This is a genomic window from Microbacterium sp. LCT-H2 (assembly GCF_001866135.1).
In the GTDB taxonomy this organism is placed as follows: Bacteria; Actinomycetota; Actinomycetes; order Actinomycetales; family Microbacteriaceae; genus Microbacterium.
In genome coordinates, this window is record NZ_MODW01000004.1 from 155,610 (window position 1) to 176,555 (window position 20,946).

Genomic DNA, 20,946 nt, shown 5'->3' on the forward strand with positions numbered 1-20,946 from the left:
CCGAGACCCCGCTTTCGCGCCGAGACCCCCTGCTGCACGCGTGTGCAGCAGGGGGTCTCGACGTGTCCCCGGGGTCTCGGCGTCAGAGGAGGCCGTCGGAGAGGGTGGTGGGGTTGCCGAAGCGGTGGTTGGTGATCGACACGGCCTGCTCATGCAGGAACGGGAGCATCTCGACCCGGCCCGCTCCGGTCACGGCGTGCGACCACACCGCGACGTCGGGGCTGCCGTCGAGGGCCGTGTGCAGCGCGGCGGCATCCCCACCGACGAGCCGCACCCGCTGCCACGACCGGGCGCCCTTCGCGTAGCGCTTGGTCCACGCGGCATCGGACTCGGTCTTCACGCTCACGCCCTGGGCCTTGAGCGCCTTCTCCACGCGGGACGGCAGCGACGCGGCCGACAGGGTGAACGGACTGCCGCTGCGCAGGGCGGCGGCGAGCACCCGGACCCCCTCGGCCAACGGCGCGTCCTCGGCGATGCGCACATCGACGGCCACCGGACGGTACCGGAACACGTTGCGCTCGACGCCGAGTCCGGACTTGTCGCTCACGGCGCCGAACTCGTCGATCCACGCGCGCTCATCGGCGGCCGCGGCGCGGTGCAGCCACTCGATGCCCACGGGGTCGAGCTCGGGAGCAGCCGCCTCCAGCAGCCCGGTCACGGCGGGGGTCACCGCCGCCCCCGGAGCCGCGGCGGGCAGCTCGCCCGCACGCCACTCGCCCAGACCGAAGAGGTAGTTCGGGCCGCCGGCCTTGGCTCCGGCGCCCACGGCCGAGCGCTTCCACCCGCCGAACGGCTGACGCTGCACGATGGCGCCGGTGATGCCCCGATTCACGTACAGGTTGCCGGCCTCGACACGGTCCAGCCAGGTCGCGACCTCGGCGGAGTCCAGCGAGTGCAGCCCCGCGGTGAGGCCGTAGTCGACGGCGTTCTGCAGCCGGATGGCTTCGTCGAGGTCCTTCGCGTGCATGATGCCGAGCACGGGTCCGAAGAACTCGGTCAGGTGGAAGTACGAGCCCTCGCGCACGCCGGTCTTCACCCCCGGCGTCCACTGCTTCCCCTCGGCGTCGAGCTTCCGGGGCTCCACGAGCCAGCGCTCGCCCTTGTCGAGCGTGGTGAGCGCGGTGAGGAGCTTGCCGTTCGCGGGCTCGATGATCGGCCCCATCTGCGTGGCGGGGTCATCGGGAAGCCCGACGCGCATCGAGGTGACCGCGTCCACGAGCTGTCGCTCGAAGCGCTTCGAGTCGGCCACCGACCCGACGAGGATCGCCAGCGACGCGGCCGAGCACTTCTGCCCGGCGTGGCCGAACGCGCTGCGGGCGACGTCGGCGGCCGCGAGGTCGAGGTCGGCCGACGGCGTCACGATGATGGCGTTCTTGCCGCTGGTCTCGGCGAGCAGCGGCAGGTCGGCGCGGAAGGAGCGGAAGAGCTGCGCGGTCTCGTAGGCCCCGGTGAGGATGACCCGGTCGACCTGGGGGCTCGCGACCAGGCGGGTGCCGAGGACGCGGGAGGCGAGGTCGACGAGGGCGAGCAGATCGCGCGGGACGCCCGCGGCCCACAGCGCCTCGACCATCACGGCACCGCACCGCTGGGTGAGCTTCGCGGGCTTGATGATCACACCGGATCCGGAGGCGAGGCCGGCGAGCACACCGCCGGCGGGGATCGCCACGGGGAAGTTCCACGGCGGCGTGACCACGGTCACCTTCGACGGCACGAACTCGGCACCGGGGATGGCCTCGAGGTCCTTCGCGCGCTCGGCGTAGTAGTGCGCGAAGTCGATCGCCTCGCTGACCTCGGGGTCGGCCTCGGCGATGGTCTTGCCGGCCTCGTGCGCCATGATCTCCAGCAGCTCGCCGCGGCGAGCGGCCAGCTCGTCGCCCGCACGGTGCAGGACGGCGGCGCGCTCGGCGGCGGGGAGCGCCGCCCATCTCCCGGCGGCGGACGTGGCGGCGGCGAACACGGCGTCCAGCTCGGCGTCGGTCTCGATGCGGGCCGCGGCGATCGCGTCCCGGCCGAGCGTGGAGGACACCGAACGCTGCAGGATCTCCCGACCCCACGCGCGGTTCGCGGCGAGGGCGGGATCGGTGTCAGGCTCGTTCGCGAAGCCGTCCGTGGTGTTCTCGGGGCGCGGAGCCGTGCGGTCCTGCGTGCGGTTCGGGCCCGGCACTGACGGGTCGGCGACGAGCGCGGCGAGAGAGCGCTCGAAGCGCTCCCGTTCGCGGGTGAGCAGGGTCGGGTTCGAGGCCAGCTCGAACACCGCCGACATGAAGTTCTCGGGGCTCGCGTTCTCCTCGAGGCGCCGCACGAGATAGGCGATCGCGACGTCGAACTCCGCCGGGTTGACGACCGGCGTGTAGAGCAGGAGGCGGCCGACGTCCTTGCGGACGGCCTCGGCCTGCCCGGTCGCCATGCCGAGCAGCATCTCGTACTCCACGGCCTCGGTCACGCCACGGGCCTTCGCGAGGAGCCAGGTGTAGGCGATGTCGAAGAGGTTGTGACCGGCGACGCCGATGCGGACGGCGTCGAGCCGCTCGGGGGTCATCGCCCAGTCGAGCACGCGCTTGTAGTTCGTGTCGGAGTCCTGCTTGGTGCCGTAGGTCGCGAGCGGCCAGCCGTGCACCTTCGCGTCAACCTCCTCCATCGCGAGGTTCGCGCCCTTGACCACGCGTACCTTGATCGGCGCTCCGCCCTTGGCTCGGCGAGCGGCGGCCCACTCCTGGAGACGCTGCATGGCGCCGAGCGCATCGGGGAGGTACGCCTGCAGCACGATGCCCGCCTCGAGGTCTTCCAGGCCGGGCTGGTCGAGGATGCTCGTGAAGGCCGCGATCGTCAGGTCGAGGTCGCGGTACTCCTCCATGTCGAGGTTGATGAACTTCTGGGTCCCGGTGCGGGCCCCCTTCGCCTCGGCCTTGGCCGCGAGCCGGTACAGCGGGGTGAGCTTCTCGACGACGTCGGCGACGGCCTCGTCGAACGACCACATGGAGAGCTGGCTGACGACGCTCGAGACCTTGATCGAGACGTAGTCGACGTCCGGACGGGCGAGGAAGTCGTACGTGCCCTGCAGCCGACGTCCCGCCTCGCGCTCGCCGAGCACGGCCTCGCCGAGGAGGTTCAGGTTGAGGCGGTTGCCGGTCTTGCGGAGCTTGGCGATCGCGGGGCCGAGCTTGGACGGCGTGGCGTCGAGCACGAGGTGGCCGACCATGGCCCGCAGCACGCGCCGCGAGATCGGCACAACGACGTTCGGGAGCTTCGGCGCCCAGAACCCGCCCGCCTTGATGGCGGCCCGGAGATAGCCGGGAAGCAGCGTGGGCGTGATGTCGGAGAGCTCGGCGAGCTTGCGGCCGGCGACCCGCAGATCCTCCGGACGCATGACGCCGTCCACGAAGCCGACGGTGAAGGCCAGACCGTTCGGGTCTTTGAGCACCTCGGAGAGGCGCTGGGCTGCGGGCTCGACCGGGTGGGTCTCGCTTTCGGCGAGCCAGCGCTGCACGAGCGCGGCGACCTCTTCGGTGCGGGGGGTGGTGTCGTCGATGACGGTCATGAAGCGGGGTACCTTCCTCGGCCTCGCACACCCGGGTGTCGTGTGTGGCTGGATCATTGTCCAGCCGCTCGGTAGACTCCGTCTATCAACCGATTCGAGTGGATTCTGTTCACTCATCCCGAACGATCGGAACGGCCGTGCTCGATGTCCATCGCCTGCGTCTGCTGGTGGAGCTGTCGCGGCGCGGCACGCTCTCCGCCGTGGCCGATGCGCTGTCCTACAGCAAGGCCTCCGTGTCTCAGCAGCTCGCCGCGCTGGAGCGCGATGTCGGGGTGCCGCTGCTGCGTCGGGTCGGTCGCGGCGTGCAGTTCACGCCGCAGGGGAATGTGCTGGTCGCCGAGGCCATCGGCATCCTCGATCAGCTCGAGCACGCCCAGGTCGCCGTCGCCGAATCGCTCACCGAGGTGACCGGCACCGTGCGCCTCGCGGTGTTCCAGTCCACCGCGCACTCCCTGCTGCCCCGCGCCCTCGCAGCCCTCGGCGAGCGCCACCCCGCCCTGCGCGTCGAGGTGACCGAGCGCGACCCGGAGTCCGGCCTGGTCGGCGTCTCCAGCCGCGACTACGACCTCATCCTCGCGGAGCAGTATCCGGGCCACACGCGCCCCATCCACGCCGATCTCGACCGCGTGGTGCTCGCGCATGACGCCATCGCCCTCGCCCGGCGCCCGGGAGCGTCGGAAGCCGCCGATCCCGTGGCCGCCCTGTGGGCGACCCGCGCCGAGCCGTGGGTGCTCGAACCCGCCGGGACCGCCTCCCGCGCGTGGGCCGAGCAGCTCTGCCGCACCGCCGGGTTCGAGCCCGACGTGCGCTTCGAGCTGGCCGACCTCACCGCGCACGTCCGGCTCATCCACGCGGGACTCGCGGTCGGGCTGCTCCCCGAGCTCGTGTGGGCGGGCGACACCCCGACGGTCGACCTGGCACCACTGCCGCAGGAACCGCGCCGGGAGATCTTCTCCTCCGCGCGGCGGGTCTCCGCGGACGCCCCGTCGATCCGCGCCGTCCGCGCCGCGCTCGCCGACGCCGCCTCCCGCAACCTCCTGGACTGACGCCGCTCCGATCTCCGGGAATATGCATGCACATGCATCGGTTCATCCCCCGTGTACGCGGACGACGGTGTCCGACCCCCCACCCCGTCCGAAAGGCACTTCCGTGAGCACTCCCGTCATCGACCGCACCGCCCCGACCGAGCACCCCGTCCTCGACGTCCTCGCCGGCCGCTGGAGCCCCCGCGCCTATGACGCGCAGCACCCGATCGACGAGGCCAAGCTCGCCACCGCCCTCGAGGCCGCACGCTGGAGCCCGTCCGCCAACAACATCCAGCCCTGGCGCTTCATCGTCGCCCGCCGCGGCACTGCCCTGCACGCCCAGATCGTCGACGCGCTGATGGGCTTCAACCAGGCCTGGGCCGGCAACGCGGCCGTCCTCGTCGTCGCGATCGCCGAGACCGCGACCGCCGACGGCACGCCGATCAGCCACGCGTTCTACGACCTCGGCCAGGCCGTGGCGCACTTCTCCGTGCAGGCCCACCACGACGGCCTCGTCGTGCACCAGATGAGCGGCTTCGACCCCGAGGTCGTCCGCGAGTTCGCCGACCTGGACGCCCGTTTCACCCCCGCCACCGTCATCGCCGTCGGCGAGTTCGGCGACATCGAGGCTCTGCCGGAGGTGCTGCAGGAGCGCGAGGTCGCCCCGCGCGTGCGCCGTCCGATCGCGGAGACGGTCGTCCTCAGCGCCTGAGCATCGACGCACGAAAGGCCCGGCAGGCGTCACGCCTACCGGGCCTTTCGTCGTCTCTGCCGATCCCGATCAGTCGTCGAGCAGCTCGGCCTCGATCACGTCGTCCTCGTCCTCGGGCTCCGGCTCCGGGGTGGTCGCGGTGAGCACGAGGCCCGTGCCGTCGGCCGCCACGTCCACCCGGACGGTGTCGCCGTCGTGCACGCCACCCGAGAGGAGGGCGGTCGCCAGCTTGTTCTGCACCTCGGTCTGGATGAGGCGACGCAGCGGGCGGGCGCCGAACACCGGGTCGTAGCCGCGCTCGGCCAGCCACGACCGCGCCCCGGGAGTGACCGCGAGCGTGAGGCGACGGTCGCGCAGCCGGTCGTGCAGCTGGTCGACCGACAGCTCCACGATCTGCGCGAGGTCGTCCTCGGTGAGCGCCTGGAACATCACGATGTCGTCGAGACGGTTCAGGAACTCCGGCCGGAACGCCTGGCGCACGAGCGCCATCACCTGCTCCCGCTTCTCCTCCACGGAGAGCACGGGGTCGATGAGGATCGGCGAGCCGAGGTTCGAGGTCAGGATGAGGATCACGTTCGAGAAGTCGACCGTGCGCCCCTGCCCGTCGGTCAGCCGCCCGTCGTCGAGCACCTGAAGCAGCACGTCGAACACCTCGGGGTGCGCCTTCTCGACCTCGTCGAGCAGGATCACGCTGTACGGACGACGCCGCACGGCCTCGGTGAGCTGACCGCCCTGCTCGTAGCCGACGTACCCGGGAGGGGCACCGACGAGCCGCGAGACCGAGTGCTTCTCGCCGTACTCCGACATGTCGATGCGCACCATGGCGTGCTCGTCGTCGAAGAGGAACTGCGCGAGCGCCTTGGCCAGCTCGGTCTTGCCGACACCGGTCGGGCCGAGGAACAGGAACGAGCCGGTGGGACGACCGGGATCGCTGATGCCCGCACGCGAGCGGCGCACCGCGTCGGACACCGCCTTGACGGCGTCCTTCTGTCCGATGAGGCGCTTGCCGAGCTCGTTCTCCAGATGCAGGAGCTTCTCGCTCTCCCCCTGCAGCAGCCGCCCGACCGGAATGCCGGTCCAGGCCGCGATCACGGCTGCGATGTCTTCCTCGGTGACCTGCTCGTTCACCATGCGCGGCTCGCTCGAGGCGGTGGCCTCGGCCTGCTCGGCCTCGGCGATGTCGCGCTCCAGGCGCTTGATCGTCTCGTACTCGAGCTTCGACGCCTTCGTGTAGTCGGCGTTGCGCATGGCGAGGTCGCGCTGGGTAATCGCGTCGTCGAGCTGCTTCTTCAGCTCCCCGACCCGGTTCAGGCCCTGCCGCTCCCGCGCCCACCGCGCTTCGAGTCCGGCGAGCTCCTTCTCGAGCTCGACGAGGTGCTCGCGGAGGGTGCCGAGGCGCTCCTTGGACGCGGCGTCCTTCTCCCGCTTGAGCGCGAGCTCCTCCAGCTTGAGCCGGTCGACCTGACGCTTGAGCTGGTCGATCTCGACGGGAGAGGAGTCGATCTCCATCTTCAGGCGCGACATCGACTCGTCGATCAGGTCGATGGCCTTGTCCGGCAGCTGCCGCGCGGGCAGATACCGGTTGGAGAGGGAGGCCGCGGCCACGAGCGCACTGTCGGAGATGGTCACCCCGTGGTGCGCCTCGTACCGCCCCTTGAGCCCGCGGAGGATCGCGATCGTGTCCTCGACCGTCGGCTCGCCGACGTACACCTGCTGGAAGCGCCGCTCGAGGGCGGCGTCCTTCTCGATGAACTCGCGGTACTCGTTGAGCGTGGTGGCGCCGATGAGCCGCAGCTCGCCGCGCGCCAGCATCGGCTTGAGCATGTTCGAGGCCGCGACAGACCCCTCGCCTCCGCCTGCGCCCATGAGCACGTGCAGCTCGTCGATGAACGTGATGACCTGGCCGTCCGACTCGGTGATCTCCTTGAGCACCTGCTTCAGACGCTCCTCGAACTGGCCGCGGTACATCGCACCCGCGACGAGCGCGGAGATGTCGAGCGAGACGAGCTCCTTGTCCTTGAGGGACTCGGCGACGTCGCCCGCGACGATGCGCTGCGCGAGGCCTTCGACCACCGCGGTCTTGCCGACGCCGGGCTCACCGATCAGCACCGGGTTGTTCTTGGTGCGGCGGGTGAGCACCTGGCTGACGCGCCGGATCTCACTGTCCCGTCCGATGACGGGGTCGAGCTTGCCCTCCCGGGCGCGGTCGGTCAGGTTGATGCCGAACTGCTCGAGGGCGGACTGCTGTTCCTGGTTCGGGGATCCGGTCTGCGGGGTGGTCATGCGCTCCTCCTGGAGATGCTCCTTCTGAAAGTTGAGTTTGGTTGACTCAAGTTTAGCATTCGGCGGTGCGCGGCTCCACCACCTCTCACCTCTCGCGGGCGACCTCGTCCCAGACGGCCGCCGCCACCTCACGCTTGGTCCCGGCCGCGCTCCGTGCCAGGGCTCCTCCGCGACCGAGGATGTGCACGGCGTTCTCGCCGCGTTCGAACCCCTGCTCCCAGCCGACCTCGTTCACCACCAGCAGGTCGACCCCCTTGCGCTCCTGCTTGCCGCGTGCGCGGGCGAGCAGCTCGGCCTCGTCCTCCGGGGTCTCCGCCGCGAACGCGACGATGAGCTGCCCTTCCCGTCGGGAGTCCACGAGCGCGGCGACGATGTCCTCGTTCTCGACGAGTTCGATCGTGCCGACGCCGCCGCGGTCCTTGGTGAGCTTGCGGGCGGAGACCTCGACCGGTCGATAGTCGGCCACCGCCGCCGCCATCAGCACGACGTCGGCCGCCGCGGACTCCTCCTTCATCGCCCCGGACAGCTCGGCTGCCGTGCCGACCCGGACGATCCGGATGTGCGGGTGGCGGGCCTCCGCGAGCACGTTCCCGGAGACGTTCGCCGCGACGAGCGCCACCTCCGCGCCGCGCGCCGCCGCCTCCGCCGCGAGCGCGACTCCCTGGCGGCCGCTGCTCCGGTTGCCGAGGAAGCGCACCGGATCGATGGGTTCCCTCGTCCCACCCGCCGAGACGACGACCCGCACGCCTCCGAGGTCGCCCGGCGTGATCAGCGCCTGGGCGGCGGCGAGGATCTCCTCCGGCTCGACCATGCGACCGGGGCCGCTGTCGCCGCCGGCCAGCTCGCCGTCGCCCGGTCCGACCACGTGCACGCCGCGGTCCCGGAGCGTCGCCATGTTCGCCTGCGTGGCGGGGTTCCGCCACATCTCCGCGTGCATCGCGGGGGCGACGAGCACCGGCGCCTCGGTCGCGAGCAGCGTCGTGCCGAGGAGGTCGTCGGCGAGGCCCGCGGCCATCTTCGCGAGGGAGTTCGCCGTGGCCGGGGCGATCACGACGAGGTCCGCCCCCTGCCCCAGGGCGACATGCCGGACGCGGGCGACGTCCTCGTGCACGCTCGTCGTCACCGGGTGCCGGCTCAGTGCCTCCCAGGTCGGCAGGCCCACGAAGCGCAGCGCATCCTCCGTAGGCACGACGGTCACGTCGTGACCGGCCTTGATGAGCAGGCGCACGAGGTGCACCGTCTTGTACGCGGCGATGCCGCCCGTGACTCCGACGACGATGTTCACGCCTCGATTCTGCCCCAGGGTGCGGACGCCCGGGTCGTCGCGCACCGATCCGACCTCGGCCGCCTCGGCCGACCTCGACCTAGACTCGGAGGCGTGTGCACGGTGGTGATCGATGTCGAGGCTGCGGGATCCGCGCGGCTGCTGGCCGTCCGCGACGAGGACCCGGCCCGGGAGTGGGACGCCCTGGGCGAGTGGTGGCCCGAGGAGCATCCGGGGGTGATCGGCATCCGCGACCGCCGCGCCGGTGGGGCCTGGCTCGCCGTGAACCCCGCCGAACGACGCCTCGCCGTGCTCCTCAACCGCGCCGACGTGCAGGACCTCTCCGCGACCGCGGCCGTCTCCCGCGGCACCCTTCCGCTCGCCGCGGTCACCGGTCGCTCTCCGCAGGGCGTGCCGCCGATGCACGGCTTCAATCTGCTCGAGGTCGGTCCGGAGGGCGCGCGAGTGCTCTCGTGGGACGGTGCCGAGCTGCGGGAGACCCCGATCGAGCCCGGGACGCACATGATCGCCCACGACGACCTCGACGACGAGGAGACCCCGCGCATCGCCGCGTGGCTCCCGGAGTTCCGGGCGCTCGGGCCCGCCGCGGCGAGCGCGGACTGGGCGGCCGAGTGGACCGCGCTCCTCGGATCCTCAGCGGCCCTGCCCCCGGAAGACGACCGCGCCATCATCCGCGACAACCGCCCGCACGGCTACCCGACGCAGTCCCTCCTCTACGCGGTCGCCACGGTCACGCCCGCCGGGGTCGACGTCCGCGACGTCACCCTCCCCTCCCCCGCCCACTGGCACTGACCCCCTCTGTCTCCCCCTTCTCCCCCTTCTCCCCCTTCTCCCCCTCCACCCCTCCGCCCCTCCGCCCCTCGCGCCGCGGGATCAAAACCGCTCCCCCACCCCGCCTGCGGTCCCTTTCTGATCCCGCCCGCCCCGCCGCATCCCGCGCAGGATCGAAAACGCACCCGACCGCCCATCCCGCGGGGCCTTTCTGATCCCGCACCGATGCGGGCGCCCGCGCCCTCGGTTCGACGAGCACCCTGCGGACGTGCGGTGCGATACCCGCGCGGCGCGGCTGGGACCAGAATGCCGCGGCCTGCGGCGGGACCGTTCGGGCCGATGTGGGACGGTAAACGCTCCGGACGCGGCGCGCTCGCGCGCGTTTTCGATCCCGCATGACAGCGGGGGACGGTGGCGGAATCGTGGCGGGACGGAAAGGGGCCCGGATGCGTGGGAACGGGGCACGAAAATGATCCCGCACGGCTGAAGGAGGGAGGGGGTCAGGCGGCGGGGAGGGCGTCGGCGCAGGAGAAGCGGGCGCGGTAGGCGGTGGGGGTCACACCCAGCACGCGGGCGAAGTTCTGCCGGAGGACGGCCGCGGAACCGAAGCCGCAGTCCGTCGCGATGTGTTCGAGCGGAAGATCGGTGCGCTCGAGGAGACGCTGGGCCCTGATGATCCGCTGCCGACCGAGCCACGCGGCGGGGGTCGCCCCGTACTCGGCCTTGAAGCGGCGCGCGAAGGTCCGCGGCGACATGAGCGCCCGCGCCGCGAGCTGGTCGACCGTCAGGTCTTCGCGGAGGTTCTCCACCGCCCAGTCGGCCACCACGGCGAGCGAATCCGTGGGCGCGACCGGGATGGGGCGATCGATGAACTGCGCCTGACCCCCGTCCCGCTGCGGCGGCACGACCATCCGACGCGCGATCCGGTTGGTGATCTCCGCCCCGAGCTCCTGTCGCAGCAGGTGCAGGCAGGCGTCGATGCCGGCAGCGGTGCCTGCACTCGTGATGATGCGGCCGTCCTGGACGAAGAGCACGTCCGGATCGATGTCGACGGCGGGGTACATGTCGGCCATCGTGTGCGCGTACATCCAGTGCGTCGTCGCCCGCCGCCCGTCCAGCACTCCGGCCGCGGCGAGGATGAACGACCCGCTGCACACGCTCATGACCCAGGCGCCGCGCTCGACGGCCGCACGCGCGACCTCGACGAGGAGAGGATCGATGTCGCCCCAGACCTCGCGCGGCACCGGGCAGAACACGACGAGATCGGCGTCCGCGGCGAACGACAGATCATGCTCCACGTTGATGGAGAAGCCGATCTTGGAGCGCACGACCCCGGGCCGCGGCGCGACGATGCGGAAGTCGAAGTTCGGCACGCCGTCGGCCGACCGGTCGAGGCCGAACGCCTCGCAGGCGACCCCGAACTCGAACGGCGCGAAGCCGTCCTGCACCACGCACGCGACGGTCTTCATCACACTCCCGGAATGGCAGTTTTCCTACGCACGGTGCCCGAACCGCCACTCGTGGCAGCATCGCATCGAGCGTAGCTTTTCTGCCATGCTACTCCTCATCCTCCTCCTCGCCCTCGCCATCTGGGCGCTCGTCGCCACGTTCGTCGAACTGCGGCGGGACGGCTATCGTCGCGCCCCCACCGACTGGAGCCGCGTCGCCGGACAGGACGCCCTGTCGCAGGCCGACCCCGGCCACCTCTACCGCTGACCTCCCGACTGTCCGGGAGGAGGGCTACGCTCGGGTCATGAGCGACCCGCAGCAGCCCGGACACCCCTCGCGCGACGGCGCCGGCGACCCGGCCGCCCCGACCCTTCCGTCGCTCCCGGCGGAGCCGCAGTACCCCGGCGCCCAGGCCCCCGCCCCGGGGGCACCGTACGCCCCCGCTCCCGGCGGCGGCCACATGTTCCCGACCGCGCCCCCGCAGACCTTCCCCACGGCGGCCCCGCAGCCGTCACCGACCGCGCCCGGGTTCGTGCCCGGACCCGCCGGCATCCCGCCCTACGGCACCCCGACCCCACGCGCGTCCGGCACCGGCCTCGGGCGCGCCGCGCTCATCGTCGCACTGGTGACCCTCGCGATCGACGTGTTCCTGATCCTCGCGCGACCGTTCGTCTACATGTCGGACCGGACCTACAGCATCATCGGCCTGATCGAAGGGGCATCGGGCATCCTCACGTTCCTCGGCTACGGGGCGGCGCTCGTGCTCGGCCTCATCGCGGCGCGACGCCCGGGTCCGCGACTGCTCGCCGGGATCGCCATCGGCATCTCGGGCGCCGGTCTGCTGACGATCGTGCTGAGCTGGCTCTCGTCGACGTTCTACGGGTTCCTGTGACCGCTCAGGATCGGGTGAGCACCCGCTCGTAGACCTCGATCATGGCGCCCGTCCGCGACGACTGCCGGAAGGCGTCCGCCACGGCGGGCACCGGCTGCGGGGCGGTCCCGTCCGCGATGTCCGCGGCCGCCCGCTGCAGCGTCGCGGCGAGCGCGTCGATCCGTTGTGTCTCGAGGTCCCGTCCGCGCGCGTGCGGATCCGCCGTCGGCACCGCCCAGAGCCCGCCCTGGAGTTCCGCGGCGATGTCGGGGTCGCACACGACGGAGGGCGTGCCGAGGGTGGCCGCCTCGAACGGCGTCATGCCCTGGGTCTCGAACCCGATGGACGTCTGCACGAGCGCATCGGCGGCGGCGATCCGCTCCAGCGTCTGCGCATAGGAGAGCCGACCGGCGAACCGTACGTCCGCACGCCCCGCGACGATGCGCGCGGCCGCGGCGCGCTGTCCGCCGCCGCCGATCACCTCGAGCTCTGCGTCGATGCCCGCGTCAACCCAGGCCTGGAGGAACGGGAGCAGGCGCTTCTCCGGACTCATCCGCCCGAGCCAGACGAAGCGCGGGCGCCCCGGTGCCCGCTCGGCGGGGGTCGCCGCGAGGGTCTGCGCGCGGACGTCGTCGTCGATGCCGTTCCACACGACGTCGACCGTCCGCGCCACGCCGTTCTGCTCCAGGCGTCGCGCGAAGTGCCCGGACGGGGCCGTGACGGCAGCGGCGCCCGACGCGAGACCGCGGAGGTACGACCACCCGTCGCTGCCACCGACCGGCACACCGACGCCTCGGAGGGCGGCGCGGCGCCACAGGTTGAGCACGGCCAGCACGGGACGGTGCAGCGGAGTGACCGCGGCCAGTCCCACGTCGACGCGGTTGTGCATCGTGTGCACGACCGGGATCCCGTGGCGGGCGGCGAAACGGTGCCCGATGAAGGCGCCCCAGAAGTCGGCCTGCACGTGCACGAGGTCGACGGGCGGGCGATGCGCCATGGCGCGGTCGAGAGTCCGATCGGTCGCCCGCCCCGGCCAGGTCATCGCGTACTCCCGGTCGAGGGTGATCGGCAGCGACGGGAGGTCGACGTTCCCCTCCGACGGTGCAGCAGCATCCGGCCGCGCGTGCATGCGGGGCGCGACGACCGTCACGGTGTGCCCTGCACGCTCCAGGAACGTCCGCTGCAGCCGCATCGACACCTGCGCCCCGCCGAGGGAGTCGAGGTGCTGATCGGCGAAGAAGACGACGTGCATCCGCGTCACTCGGGCAGCGGCTCGTCGCGGTACAGCGCCTCGAAGGTGTCGAGCGTGCGGTTGATATCGTGGATGGCCACGCCGTCGAGGGACGCCTTCTGCATCCGCTCGTACTCGCCGGGGGAGGCGGTCAGGACGGCCGTGAGCTTCGCGGCGAGGTCGTCGACGTCTCCCGGCGTGAACAGGTGGCCGTTCTCGCCGTCGTGCACGAGGTGCGGCAGGGCGACGGCGTCCGCGGCGACGATCGGCAGCGCCGAAGCCATGGCCTCCATCGTCGCGATGGACTGCAGCTCGGCGATCGACGCGATGACGAAGAGGCTCGCACGCGACAGGAGCGCCCGCAGCTCCTCGTCGGTGGTCCGGCCGTGGAAGGTGACCCGGTCCGACAGCCCGAGCTGTGCCGTCAGGTGCTCGAGCTGCTTGCGCTGGTCTCCGCCACCGACGATGTCGAACGTCGTGTTCAGCGCCGGGTCGAGCTTCGTCATCGCCTTGAGGATGACCTCGACCTGCTTCTCCGCCGTCAGCCGGCCCACGAACACGAGCCGGTTCTCCTCGCGCGGGGCGATGACCGGGGTGTACTGGGAGCGGTCGATGCCGCAGCTCACCGGGATGACGCCGCGCACCTCGACCGTCTTCTCCAGGAAGTCGGCGGCCCGACGCGTGGGCGTGGTGATCGCCCGCGTCAGGTCGAAGGTGCGCTTCGCGTCGGCCCAGGCGAGCTTGAGCACCAGGTCGTCGACGAACTTCGGCATGGTCGTGTGGTCGAGGATGTTCTCGGCCATGACGTGGTTCGTCGCGATGACCGGGATACCGCGCTGCTTCGCGATGCGCGCGAGTCCGCGCCCGATGACGATGTGGGACTGGATGTGCACGACGTCGGGCTGCACGGCGTCGAGCACCTTCCGGGCGTAGTGCTTGGAGCGCCACGGCCACACGAAGCGCAGCCAGTCGTGCGGGGCCCAGCGCACGGAGGGCAGACGGTGGAGCGTCATCGGCTCCCCCTCGATGACCTCGGTGCGGGGCGCGGTGCGACGGTAGGCCTGGTTGGGGGCGACCACATGCACCTCGTGTCCGCGCTGCACGAGTCCGGCGGCGAGACGCTCGGCGAAGCGGGCGGCGCCGTTGATGTCGGGGGCGAACGTGTCGCAGCCGAGGAGGATCTTCAGCGGACGGGGCTGTACGGCGGTGGCGTCGCGCGACGCATCGATCGGATCGTCGGAGGAGGTCACAGAGATGCCTAACGGGGTGGCGGCCAAGGAGAAGCCCTGGTCGGGCGGTGGCAACTCTACCCGAGGGCCCTGTCCCCGACGCCGAGCCATACCGGCATCCTTCAGCCTCGGCCGATACCGTGAAGCCATGCGACTGCACGCCGACGCCGACCCCCAGCTGTGGATCCCCGTGACGGACTCGCTCGGGTGGAGGGGACGCCGGCATCGCAAGGCCGCGATCCGGATGCTGCTCGGCCAGGTGAACGCCGCGGTCGGCGCGACGGAGCGCCCCGGTTCGCGGTTCGGAGCCTGGGCGATGAGCCAGGCCGCGCCGATGCTCATGAAGAAGGCCGACGGCCGGGTCCTCGCGTGGACGTGGAAGGCGGAGCCGGACCTCGTCGTGGCGATGGCGACCGTGCAGGCGCTCACTCCTGACATCCGGATCGCCCGCGCGTCGATGCCGATGGAGTACGACGACACGACCTCCTTCCCCACCCGGCTCGGCGTCGGCGAGAAGCTCGTGGTCCCGACCCCGCCCTCGCCTTCGGCACCGCCCTTCGCGACCTACACGTGGGACACCGGTACGCACCTGGTGACCCTGACGGCCGTCTGCAGCGACCGCGAACGCTTCGGCACGCTCATCGGCGCGCTCGACGAACTGGCCCGCAGCCTCCGCATCGCCGACGACCTGACCAGCGGCGAGTCGCCCGACGTCCTCCGCCTTCCGCCCGCCTGAGACCGGATCCCGCCCGGCGGGATGAGAAACGCGCCTCCCCAAGTGCGGGGAGGCGCGTTTCTGATCCGGCACGGAGAGCCCGGCGCGGGGAGGCCGGGGGCTCAGCGTGCGATGCGGAGGGTGCGCACCTCGAAGGGGCGGAGGTGGAGCCCGCCGCCGAGGCGGGGCGCCTCGATCTCGTCCTCGATCAGGCTCACCTCGCGCACCGCGCGGTGCTCGAAGCCGACGGAGAGCTCGCCGACCGCCCGACGCCCGAGCGCCTCATACACACGAACGATGACATCACTGGAGCCGTCGTCGGCGAGCTTCACGGCGGAGACGACGATCCCCTCGCCCGACACCTCCACCAGCGGCTCGACCTCGCGCGCCCCACGGATCACCGTGGGCGTGCTGTTGAGGCGAAGGCCCTCGGCCGTCGCGATCGCGGCGTCGGCGCCGATCACGAAGCCGACCTCGATCTCATGGACCCCGTGGTCCGTGTCCGGGTCGGGGAAGCGCGGCGCCCGCAGCAGGGACAGCCGCACGGTCGTGGTGACCCCGTCCTCGCCGACCTCGCGCGTCGTGTCGTACCCGTAGATCGAGTCGTTCACGAGGGCCGCACCGAAGTCCTGCTCGCGCACCAGCACGAAGCGGTGCATCGAGGTCTCGAACTTCGCCGCCTCCCAGCTCGTGTTCGTGTGGGTGACTCGCGCCTGGTAGCCGAACTGCGTCTCGGCTTCGGTATGCGACGCCTGGATGTCGAGCGGGAACGCGAGCTTGAGCAGCTTCTCGGTCTCGTGCCAGTCGACCTCGTTGCGCAGCAGCACCGTGCGCGAGTCGGGAGCGAGGAGGATGGTCTGCGTGATGGTCGACTCCGAGAACGGACGCACGACGACGATCTGCGCGACACCGTTCACGAGTGATGCCTCGATGGACGACACCGCCGTGAGGTCGTCGACGCTGTTGCGGTAGTAGCGGTCGATGTCCCACGCGTCCCACATGTTCGGGAAGTCCTGGTGCAGCTGGAACAGGTTCGCGGCCCTGCCGGGCGCGACCGTCTCCCGCCCCGTGGGCTTGTCGACGGCGGAGACGATCAGGCCCTCGCCCGAGACGAGCACCGACACGAGCTCGTTCTCGATCCGCCAGCCATCGGCCTCCTCGACGAGCGTCACGGGTGCGACCGTCGACTCCCCCACGAACGAGGCGCCGAGTGCGCGCCCCCGACCCACCGAGGTCGGCTCGAACCGCAGCTCGCGGTCCCCCTCGCCTGCCAGAGAGCGACGTGCCGCGTCGGCGATGTCGCGCGCATCCGACAGCACATCGGACAGCACGGCGACGGCCTCGCGGTGCACCCACGCGATCGAGGTGCCGGGCAGGATGTCATGGAACTCGTGCAGCAGCACGGCCTGCCAGAGCCGGTCGAGCTCCGCCTGCGGGTACGCGGCGCCGGTGCGCACGGCATCGGTCGCGGCCCACAGCTCGGCCTCCACCAGCGCGTGCTCCGCCCAGCGGTGCAGCGCCTTGGTGGCGTGCTGGCTGGTGAGCGTGCCGCGGTGCAGTTCGAGGTAGAGCTCGCCGACCCACACGGCGGGGTTCGGCAGCTCGGCCTTGGCGGCGTCGAAGAACACGTCCGGATGCTCCCACACCACCTGCGCGCTGCCCTCGAGGTCGCGCAGCCGCTCGGCCTTGCCCGTCATCTCGCGCGTCGTGCCGCCGCCGCCGTCACCCCAGCCGACCGGGGCGATCGACCGCGAGCTGAGACGGTTCTCCTTGAACTGTCGAGAGGCCTTCGCGACCTCCATGCCGCTCAGCTGCGAGTTGTAGGTGTCCATCGACGGGAAGTGCGTGAACACCTGCGAGCCGTCGATGCCCTCCCAGAGGAAGGAGTGGTGCGGAAAGACGTTCTGCTGGTTCCACGAGATCTTCTGCGTGAAGAACCACTCGAACCCGGCACGGCGCATCAGCTGCGGCAGGGACGGCGAGTAGCCGAAGCTGTCCGGCAGCCACACGCCCTTCGACCGGATACCGAACTCCCGCTCGAAGAACCGCTGCCCGTGCGAGAACTGCCGCACGAGCGACTCCCCCGTCGGCATCACGGTGTCGGACTCCACCCACATGCCACCCAGGGGCAGGAAGCGTCCGGCGGCGACGGCGGCCTTGACCCGCTCCCACACTTCGGGGCGGTGCTCCTTGACCCAGGCATACTGCTGCGCGCTGGACATGCCGTACTGGAACTCGGGCTGCTCGTCGATGAGCGTGGTCATGGACGAGGTGGTGCGGGCGACCTTGCGGATCGTCTCGCGCACCGGCCACAGCCAGGCGGAGTCGATGTGGGCGTGCCCCACCGCGGAGATGCGGTGCGCACTCGCCTCGGCCGGTGCGGCGAGGACGTCGGCGAGCCGCGCCCGCGCGTCACCCGCGGTCTCCACGATGCGCTGCAGGTCGAGTACGTCGAGCGCGTCGTCCATCGCCTGCAGGATGCGCATGCGGCGCGGCGACGTCGCGGGGAGCTCCGCCTGCAGCTCGAACAGCACCTCGAGGTCGAGGGAGAGGTCGAACACCTCCGGCTCGAACACCGCGAGGTCGAGGCGCCGCAGCCGGTACAGCGGCTCCTTCGAGGAGGTGAGGATGTCGCCCTCCTGCGTCGGCAGGAAGGGGTGGTAATCGAGGAGGACGGGGTTGGAGGCGCCCTCCAGGTAGAGCTCGACGGGCTCATCGCCCTCCGCCGTCTCCACGATCGGCACCCACTGGTTGCGCGGGTTGATGCTCTTGATCGGCGTGCCGTCGGGGCGGTAGGCGAGAGCCTCGCACTGGAAGCCCGTCATGTTCACGTCGAAGCCCAGGTCGATCAGCGCCTCGACCCGGCGGCCTGCCCATTCCGCGGGCACCCGACCGGTGAGCTTGAACCACGTCGTCCCCCAAGCCGGGCCCCACAGCTCGCCGACCGCGGCCGGGGCGAACGAGAGCGCCAGCCCCTCCGCCGGGGCGATGGGCTCTCCGGGGAGCTGGTACGCCTCGACCGTGAGGGGGACCGCGGCCGAGTGGATCGCCGGGCGGATGCGCTCTTCGAGGACCCGCTTGACGCGGCCGACGGTGAGCGAGGTGTCGTCATGCATGGTGGGGTTCTCCGGGCTCGACGGTGAGGAATGGGCTTCGATGCGTGTTGTTACTAAAACGATCTAGCACGGGAGTCTACGGCACGTTCTCCCCTGCTTTCGAGAGGCTAAACCGATCAAGTAGGGTGATGCCTATGGCCCCGGGGAAACGCGTGACGATCGCGGATATCGCGCGCCTGGCCGGCGTCTCCCCCGGCGCCGTCTCGTTCGCCCTGAACGGCCGCCCCGGCGTGAGCGAGGAGACGCGGCAGCGCATCCTCTCGATCATCGAGGAGCACCACTGGCAGCCGAGTTCCGCCGCGCGCGCCCTCGTCGGCGCCCGGGCCAACGCGGTCGGATTCGCCCTCGCCCGCCCGGCGCGCTCCCTCGGCTCCGAGGCCTTCTTCACCGACCTCATCGCCGGCATCGAGTCCCGCCTCTCCGAGAGCAAGGTCGGTCTGCAGCTCCGCCTCGTCGCCGACATCGACGAGGAGATGGAGGTGCACCGGCAGTGGCGCTCGTCCAACCAGGTCGACGGCATCATCCTCATCGACCCGCGCGACGACGACCCCCGCGGCGCGCGCATCACCGCCCTGGATGCGCGCGCCGTGATGATCGGCTCGAAGCCCTCCCCGGACGGCGCGGTGCCCAGCGTGTGGATCGGCGACGACACCGTCGCGGAGACGCTCTTCTCCTACCTCGCCGCCCTCGGCCACACCCGCATCGCCTACGTCGCCGGTCCGGCGGAGCTGGAGCACACCCGCCTGCGCGCCGAGGTGCTGGAGCGGATGGCTGCGGACGGCATCGCCGGCGAGGTCATCACGACCGACTTCTCTCCCGCGCGCGCCTCCGCCGTAACGCGCGCGCTGCTCTCCGGCCGGCTGCGCCCGACCGCGATCGTCTACGACAACGACGTGATGGCCGTCGCCGGCCTCCGCGTGGCGCAGGAGATGGGCCGGGCGGTTCCCCGCGACGTCTCCCTCGCGTCGTTCGACGACTCCGTCATCGCAGGACTCATCAATCCGTCCATCACCGCGATGACCCGCGACACGTTCGAGCTCGGCGAGCAGGCGGCCACGCTCCTGCTGCAGCAGATCGAGGCCGGCACCACGCTGCCGAGCGTCCAGGGCCCGACCCCGGTGCTCACCGCTCGCGAGAGCACGGCACCTCCGCCCCGCTGAGCCCCCGCCTCCCCGCCGACACCCCGGGCTCTCGACGCACGTACCCGGGTTTCGACGACAACCCGGGGTCTCGGCGACTCAGACGGGGAGAGACTCAGACGACGGTGTTGACGGAGGCGTAGCGCGTCACGTCGGACGCGGACGGGACGGGCTGGATGAGACGGCGGATGCCGCGTGCCTCCAGCGCCGCGGGGTCCTGTGCGGTGCGGGAGGTCACCAGAGCGGGGTCGTCGCCCGCGGTGCACGCGTCGACCCAGGCCTGGAAGACGGCGCCGCCAGGGCTCAGGGCGGCTCGACTCACCGGCACCTCCTGCTCGTCGACGTCCACGACGATCGCCGTCGGACGAGCCGGAGCCGCGGTGCGGGTGCGCAGCTCGGGGATGAGCTCCGCGAACCGGCGGCCGAGGGGCTTCGCCGCACCCTCCTGGTCGATCAGCCCGAGGGAGTACTCCAGCTCCGGGAAGTCGGCGAGCTCCCGGCTCACGTCGTGCGAACACCACCAGGTCACGCCCCAGAGATTCTCGGTGCGGAGGGCGGAGCGCACGGTGGCCTCGAGGAAGCCGGGCATCTCGGCCTCGTCGAGACAGTTCGACGGAGCACCGACCTCCTGCAGCCAGATCGGCCGGGCAGGGTCGGACGCGAACGCGCGGGAGAGCTCGATGAGGTACTCCGCATGACGGTCGGCCGCAATCGAGCGACCTCCGTAGCGCTGGGCGGTGCCGTTGAAGATCCAGGAGTGGATGGTCGTCATCGCGCCGAGCCGTGAGGCGTGCGCCGGCGTGAATCCGTGATCGTCCATGTACCAGACCGCGTCGTACTCGCTGTGCACGTGCGGCAGCCCTGGGGCGCCTCGTTCCGCCGCCGCGAGCAGGGCCTCGATCCAGCCGCCCGCCTCGTCGGTCGTGACCGGCCACGGCGAGGGGTGGGTGTGCGCGGAGAACTGGTTCGTCTCGTTGCCGAGGGTGAGCCCGAGGAAGTTCGGCGCGTCCCGCAGGGCGCCGGCGAGCCGCTCCACGAGCTGCGCCTGACCGTCGAGCGCCGTCGGATCGGTGAACATGTTCCGGTCGTGCCAGGTGTACAGCCAGGAGGGCACGAAGTCGAAGCTCGACAGGTGCCCCTGGATCACATCGACGCTCGCGTCCATCCCGAACTCGGCGGCGATGTCGACCATGGTGCGCACGTCATCGATCGCCTTCGAGCGGATGAGGGTGCGGTTCGGCTGCAGGACGGTCCAGAGCGGGAACACGCGCACGTGGTCGAGGCCGAGCGCGGCCAGGGCCGCGAAGTCGCGACGCACGTCGTCCGGGGTGAAGTCGAGCCAGGAGTGCATCCAGTCCTTCGACGGCGTGTAGTTCGCCCCGAAGCGGAGAGGGGCGTCGAGAGCGCCGCGCTGCGTCATGTGTGCACCTTTCGGACCGTGCCCTCCCGCGAGGACATGTCGCACCACTATAACGCTTGAGCATCGCCTTCGACAGGGCACACCTTGACACCGACGGGATCGGATGGTTTCATCTGCTAAAGCGCTGTAGTCCCTTCGTCGGACCACGCCGAATCGCCCGCC

General features: G+C 71.3%; 15 protein-coding genes. 7 read left to right on the plus strand and 8 right to left on the minus strand.

Translation table 11 applies throughout. From position 1 onward, the window contains the following. Nucleotides 1-82: 82 nt before the first annotated feature. Nucleotides 83-3,538 carry a bifunctional proline dehydrogenase/L-glutamate gamma-semialdehyde dehydrogenase gene (locus BK819_RS11480; RefSeq protein ID WP_071329260.1) on the minus strand — a complete coding sequence of 1,152 codons (3,456 nt, stop codon included), beginning with the start codon at nucleotides 3,536-3,538 and terminating at the stop codon, nucleotides 83-85. Nucleotides 3,539-3,675: 137 nt separating this feature from the next. On the opposite strand from BK819_RS11480, the gene BK819_RS11485 reads away from it, so the two are divergent. Further along, the gene (locus tag BK819_RS11485; RefSeq protein ID WP_071329261.1) at nucleotides 3,676-4,584 is read left to right on the plus strand and encodes a LysR family transcriptional regulator; all 909 of its coding nucleotides are present in this window, start codon (nucleotides 3,676-3,678) and stop codon (nucleotides 4,582-4,584) included. Nucleotides 4,585-4,687: 103 nt separating this feature from the next. Next, nucleotides 4,688-5,275 carry a nitroreductase family protein gene (locus tag BK819_RS11490; RefSeq protein ID WP_071329262.1) on the plus strand — a complete coding sequence of 196 codons (588 nt, stop codon included), beginning with the start codon at nucleotides 4,688-4,690 and terminating at the stop codon, nucleotides 5,273-5,275. 69 nt (nucleotides 5,276-5,344) lie between these two features. Here the strand turns inward: BK819_RS11490 and BK819_RS11495 are convergent, their stop codons facing one another. Together BK819_RS11495 and coaBC are read right to left on the minus strand one after the other, a co-directional pair. Continuing rightward, on the minus strand, nucleotides 5,345-7,558 hold the full coding sequence (locus tag BK819_RS11495; protein WP_082750120.1) for an ATP-dependent Clp protease ATP-binding subunit: 2,214 nt from the start codon (nucleotides 7,556-7,558) through the stop codon (nucleotides 5,345-5,347). An 85-nt stretch (nucleotides 7,559-7,643) separates the two neighbouring features. Beyond that, nucleotides 7,644-8,843, minus strand: coding sequence for a bifunctional phosphopantothenoylcysteine decarboxylase/phosphopantothenate--cysteine ligase CoaBC (gene coaBC, locus BK819_RS11500; RefSeq protein WP_071329421.1), 1,200 nt, complete (start codon nucleotides 8,841-8,843; stop codon nucleotides 7,644-7,646). A gap of 93 nt (nucleotides 8,844-8,936) precedes the next feature. Between coaBC and BK819_RS11505 the strand changes: the two genes are divergently transcribed. Then, on the plus strand, nucleotides 8,937-9,635 hold the full coding sequence (locus BK819_RS11505; RefSeq protein WP_071329263.1) for an NRDE family protein: 699 nt from the start codon (nucleotides 8,937-8,939) through the stop codon (nucleotides 9,633-9,635). A 479-nt stretch (nucleotides 9,636-10,114) separates the two neighbouring features. Here BK819_RS11505 and BK819_RS11510 read toward each other — a convergent pair whose 3' ends face one another. Next, nucleotides 10,115-11,083: a GlxA family transcriptional regulator gene (locus BK819_RS11510; RefSeq protein WP_071329264.1), complete on the minus strand. Its 969-nt coding sequence runs from the start codon at nucleotides 11,081-11,083 to the stop codon at nucleotides 10,115-10,117. 85 nt (nucleotides 11,084-11,168) lie between these two features. Between BK819_RS11510 and BK819_RS16855 the strand changes: the two genes are divergently transcribed. Beyond that, entirely contained in the window at nucleotides 11,169-11,330 is a 162-nt protein-coding gene (locus BK819_RS16855; RefSeq protein WP_177173831.1) for a hypothetical protein, read from the plus strand. 37 nt (nucleotides 11,331-11,367) lie between these two features. After that, nucleotides 11,368-11,955 carry a hypothetical protein gene (locus BK819_RS11515; RefSeq protein ID WP_071329265.1) on the plus strand — a complete coding sequence of 196 codons (588 nt, stop codon included), beginning with the start codon at nucleotides 11,368-11,370 and terminating at the stop codon, nucleotides 11,953-11,955. Between the two features lie 4 nt (nucleotides 11,956-11,959). Here the strand turns inward: BK819_RS11515 and BK819_RS11520 are convergent, their stop codons facing one another. Both BK819_RS11520 and BK819_RS11525 read right to left on the minus strand, forming a co-directional pair. After that, nucleotides 11,960-13,186, minus strand: a complete 1,227-nt coding sequence (locus BK819_RS11520; protein WP_071329266.1) for a glycosyltransferase — start codon at nucleotides 13,184-13,186, stop codon at nucleotides 11,960-11,962. Nucleotides 13,187-13,191: 5 nt separating this feature from the next. After that, nucleotides 13,192-14,421 carry a glycosyltransferase gene (locus BK819_RS11525; RefSeq protein ID WP_071329422.1) on the minus strand — a complete coding sequence of 410 codons (1,230 nt, stop codon included), beginning with the start codon at nucleotides 14,419-14,421 and terminating at the stop codon, nucleotides 13,192-13,194. Nucleotides 14,422-14,542: 121 nt separating this feature from the next. Here BK819_RS11525 and BK819_RS11530 point away from each other — a divergent pair, with 121 nt between their 5' ends. Next, nucleotides 14,543-15,130, plus strand: a complete 588-nt coding sequence (locus tag BK819_RS11530; protein ID WP_071329267.1) for a hypothetical protein — start codon at nucleotides 14,543-14,545, stop codon at nucleotides 15,128-15,130. Nucleotides 15,131-15,231: 101 nt separating this feature from the next. Here BK819_RS11530 and BK819_RS11535 read toward each other — a convergent pair whose 3' ends face one another. Continuing rightward, on the minus strand, nucleotides 15,232-18,225 hold the full coding sequence (locus BK819_RS11535; RefSeq protein WP_071329268.1) for a glycoside hydrolase family 38 C-terminal domain-containing protein: 2,994 nt from the start codon (nucleotides 18,223-18,225) through the stop codon (nucleotides 15,232-15,234). Nucleotides 18,226-18,377: 152 nt separating this feature from the next. On the opposite strand from BK819_RS11535, the gene BK819_RS11540 reads away from it, so the two are divergent. Then, the gene (locus tag BK819_RS11540) at nucleotides 18,378-19,385 is read left to right on the plus strand and encodes a LacI family DNA-binding transcriptional regulator (RefSeq protein ID WP_256209453.1); all 1,008 of its coding nucleotides are present in this window, start codon (nucleotides 18,378-18,380) and stop codon (nucleotides 19,383-19,385) included. A gap of 94 nt (nucleotides 19,386-19,479) precedes the next feature. On the opposite strand, the gene BK819_RS11545 is transcribed toward BK819_RS11540, so the two are convergent. Next, on the minus strand, nucleotides 19,480-20,784 hold the full coding sequence (locus BK819_RS11545; protein ID WP_071329270.1) for a glycosyl hydrolase: 1,305 nt from the start codon (nucleotides 20,782-20,784) through the stop codon (nucleotides 19,480-19,482). Nucleotides 20,785-20,946 lie beyond the last annotated feature (162 nt).

Coding starts and splice junctions, on each gene's coding strand:
- BK819_RS11480 (WP_071329260.1), bottom strand. CDS start 3,538: ATGACCGTCATCGACGACACCACCCCCCGCACCGAAGAGGTCGCCGCG.
- BK819_RS11495 (WP_082750120.1), bottom strand. CDS start 7,558: ATGACCACCCCGCAGACCGGATCCCCGAACCAGGAACAGCAGTCCGCC.
- BK819_RS11510 (WP_071329264.1), bottom strand. CDS start 11,083: ATGAAGACCGTCGCGTGCGTGGTGCAGGACGGCTTCGCGCCGTTCGAG.
- BK819_RS16855 (WP_177173831.1), top strand. CDS start 11,169: ATGCTACTCCTCATCCTCCTCCTCGCCCTCGCCATCTGGGCGCTCGTC.
- BK819_RS11515 (WP_071329265.1), top strand. CDS start 11,368: ATGAGCGACCCGCAGCAGCCCGGACACCCCTCGCGCGACGGCGCCGGC.
- BK819_RS11520 (WP_071329266.1), bottom strand. CDS start 13,186: ATGCACGTCGTCTTCTTCGCCGATCAGCACCTCGACTCCCTCGGCGGG.
- BK819_RS11530 (WP_071329267.1), top strand. CDS start 14,543: ATGCGACTGCACGCCGACGCCGACCCCCAGCTGTGGATCCCCGTGACG.
- BK819_RS11535 (WP_071329268.1), bottom strand. CDS start 18,225: ATGCATGACGACACCTCGCTCACCGTCGGCCGCGTCAAGCGGGTCCTC.
- BK819_RS11545 (WP_071329270.1), bottom strand. CDS start 20,784: ATGACGCAGCGCGGCGCTCTCGACGCCCCTCTCCGCTTCGGGGCGAAC.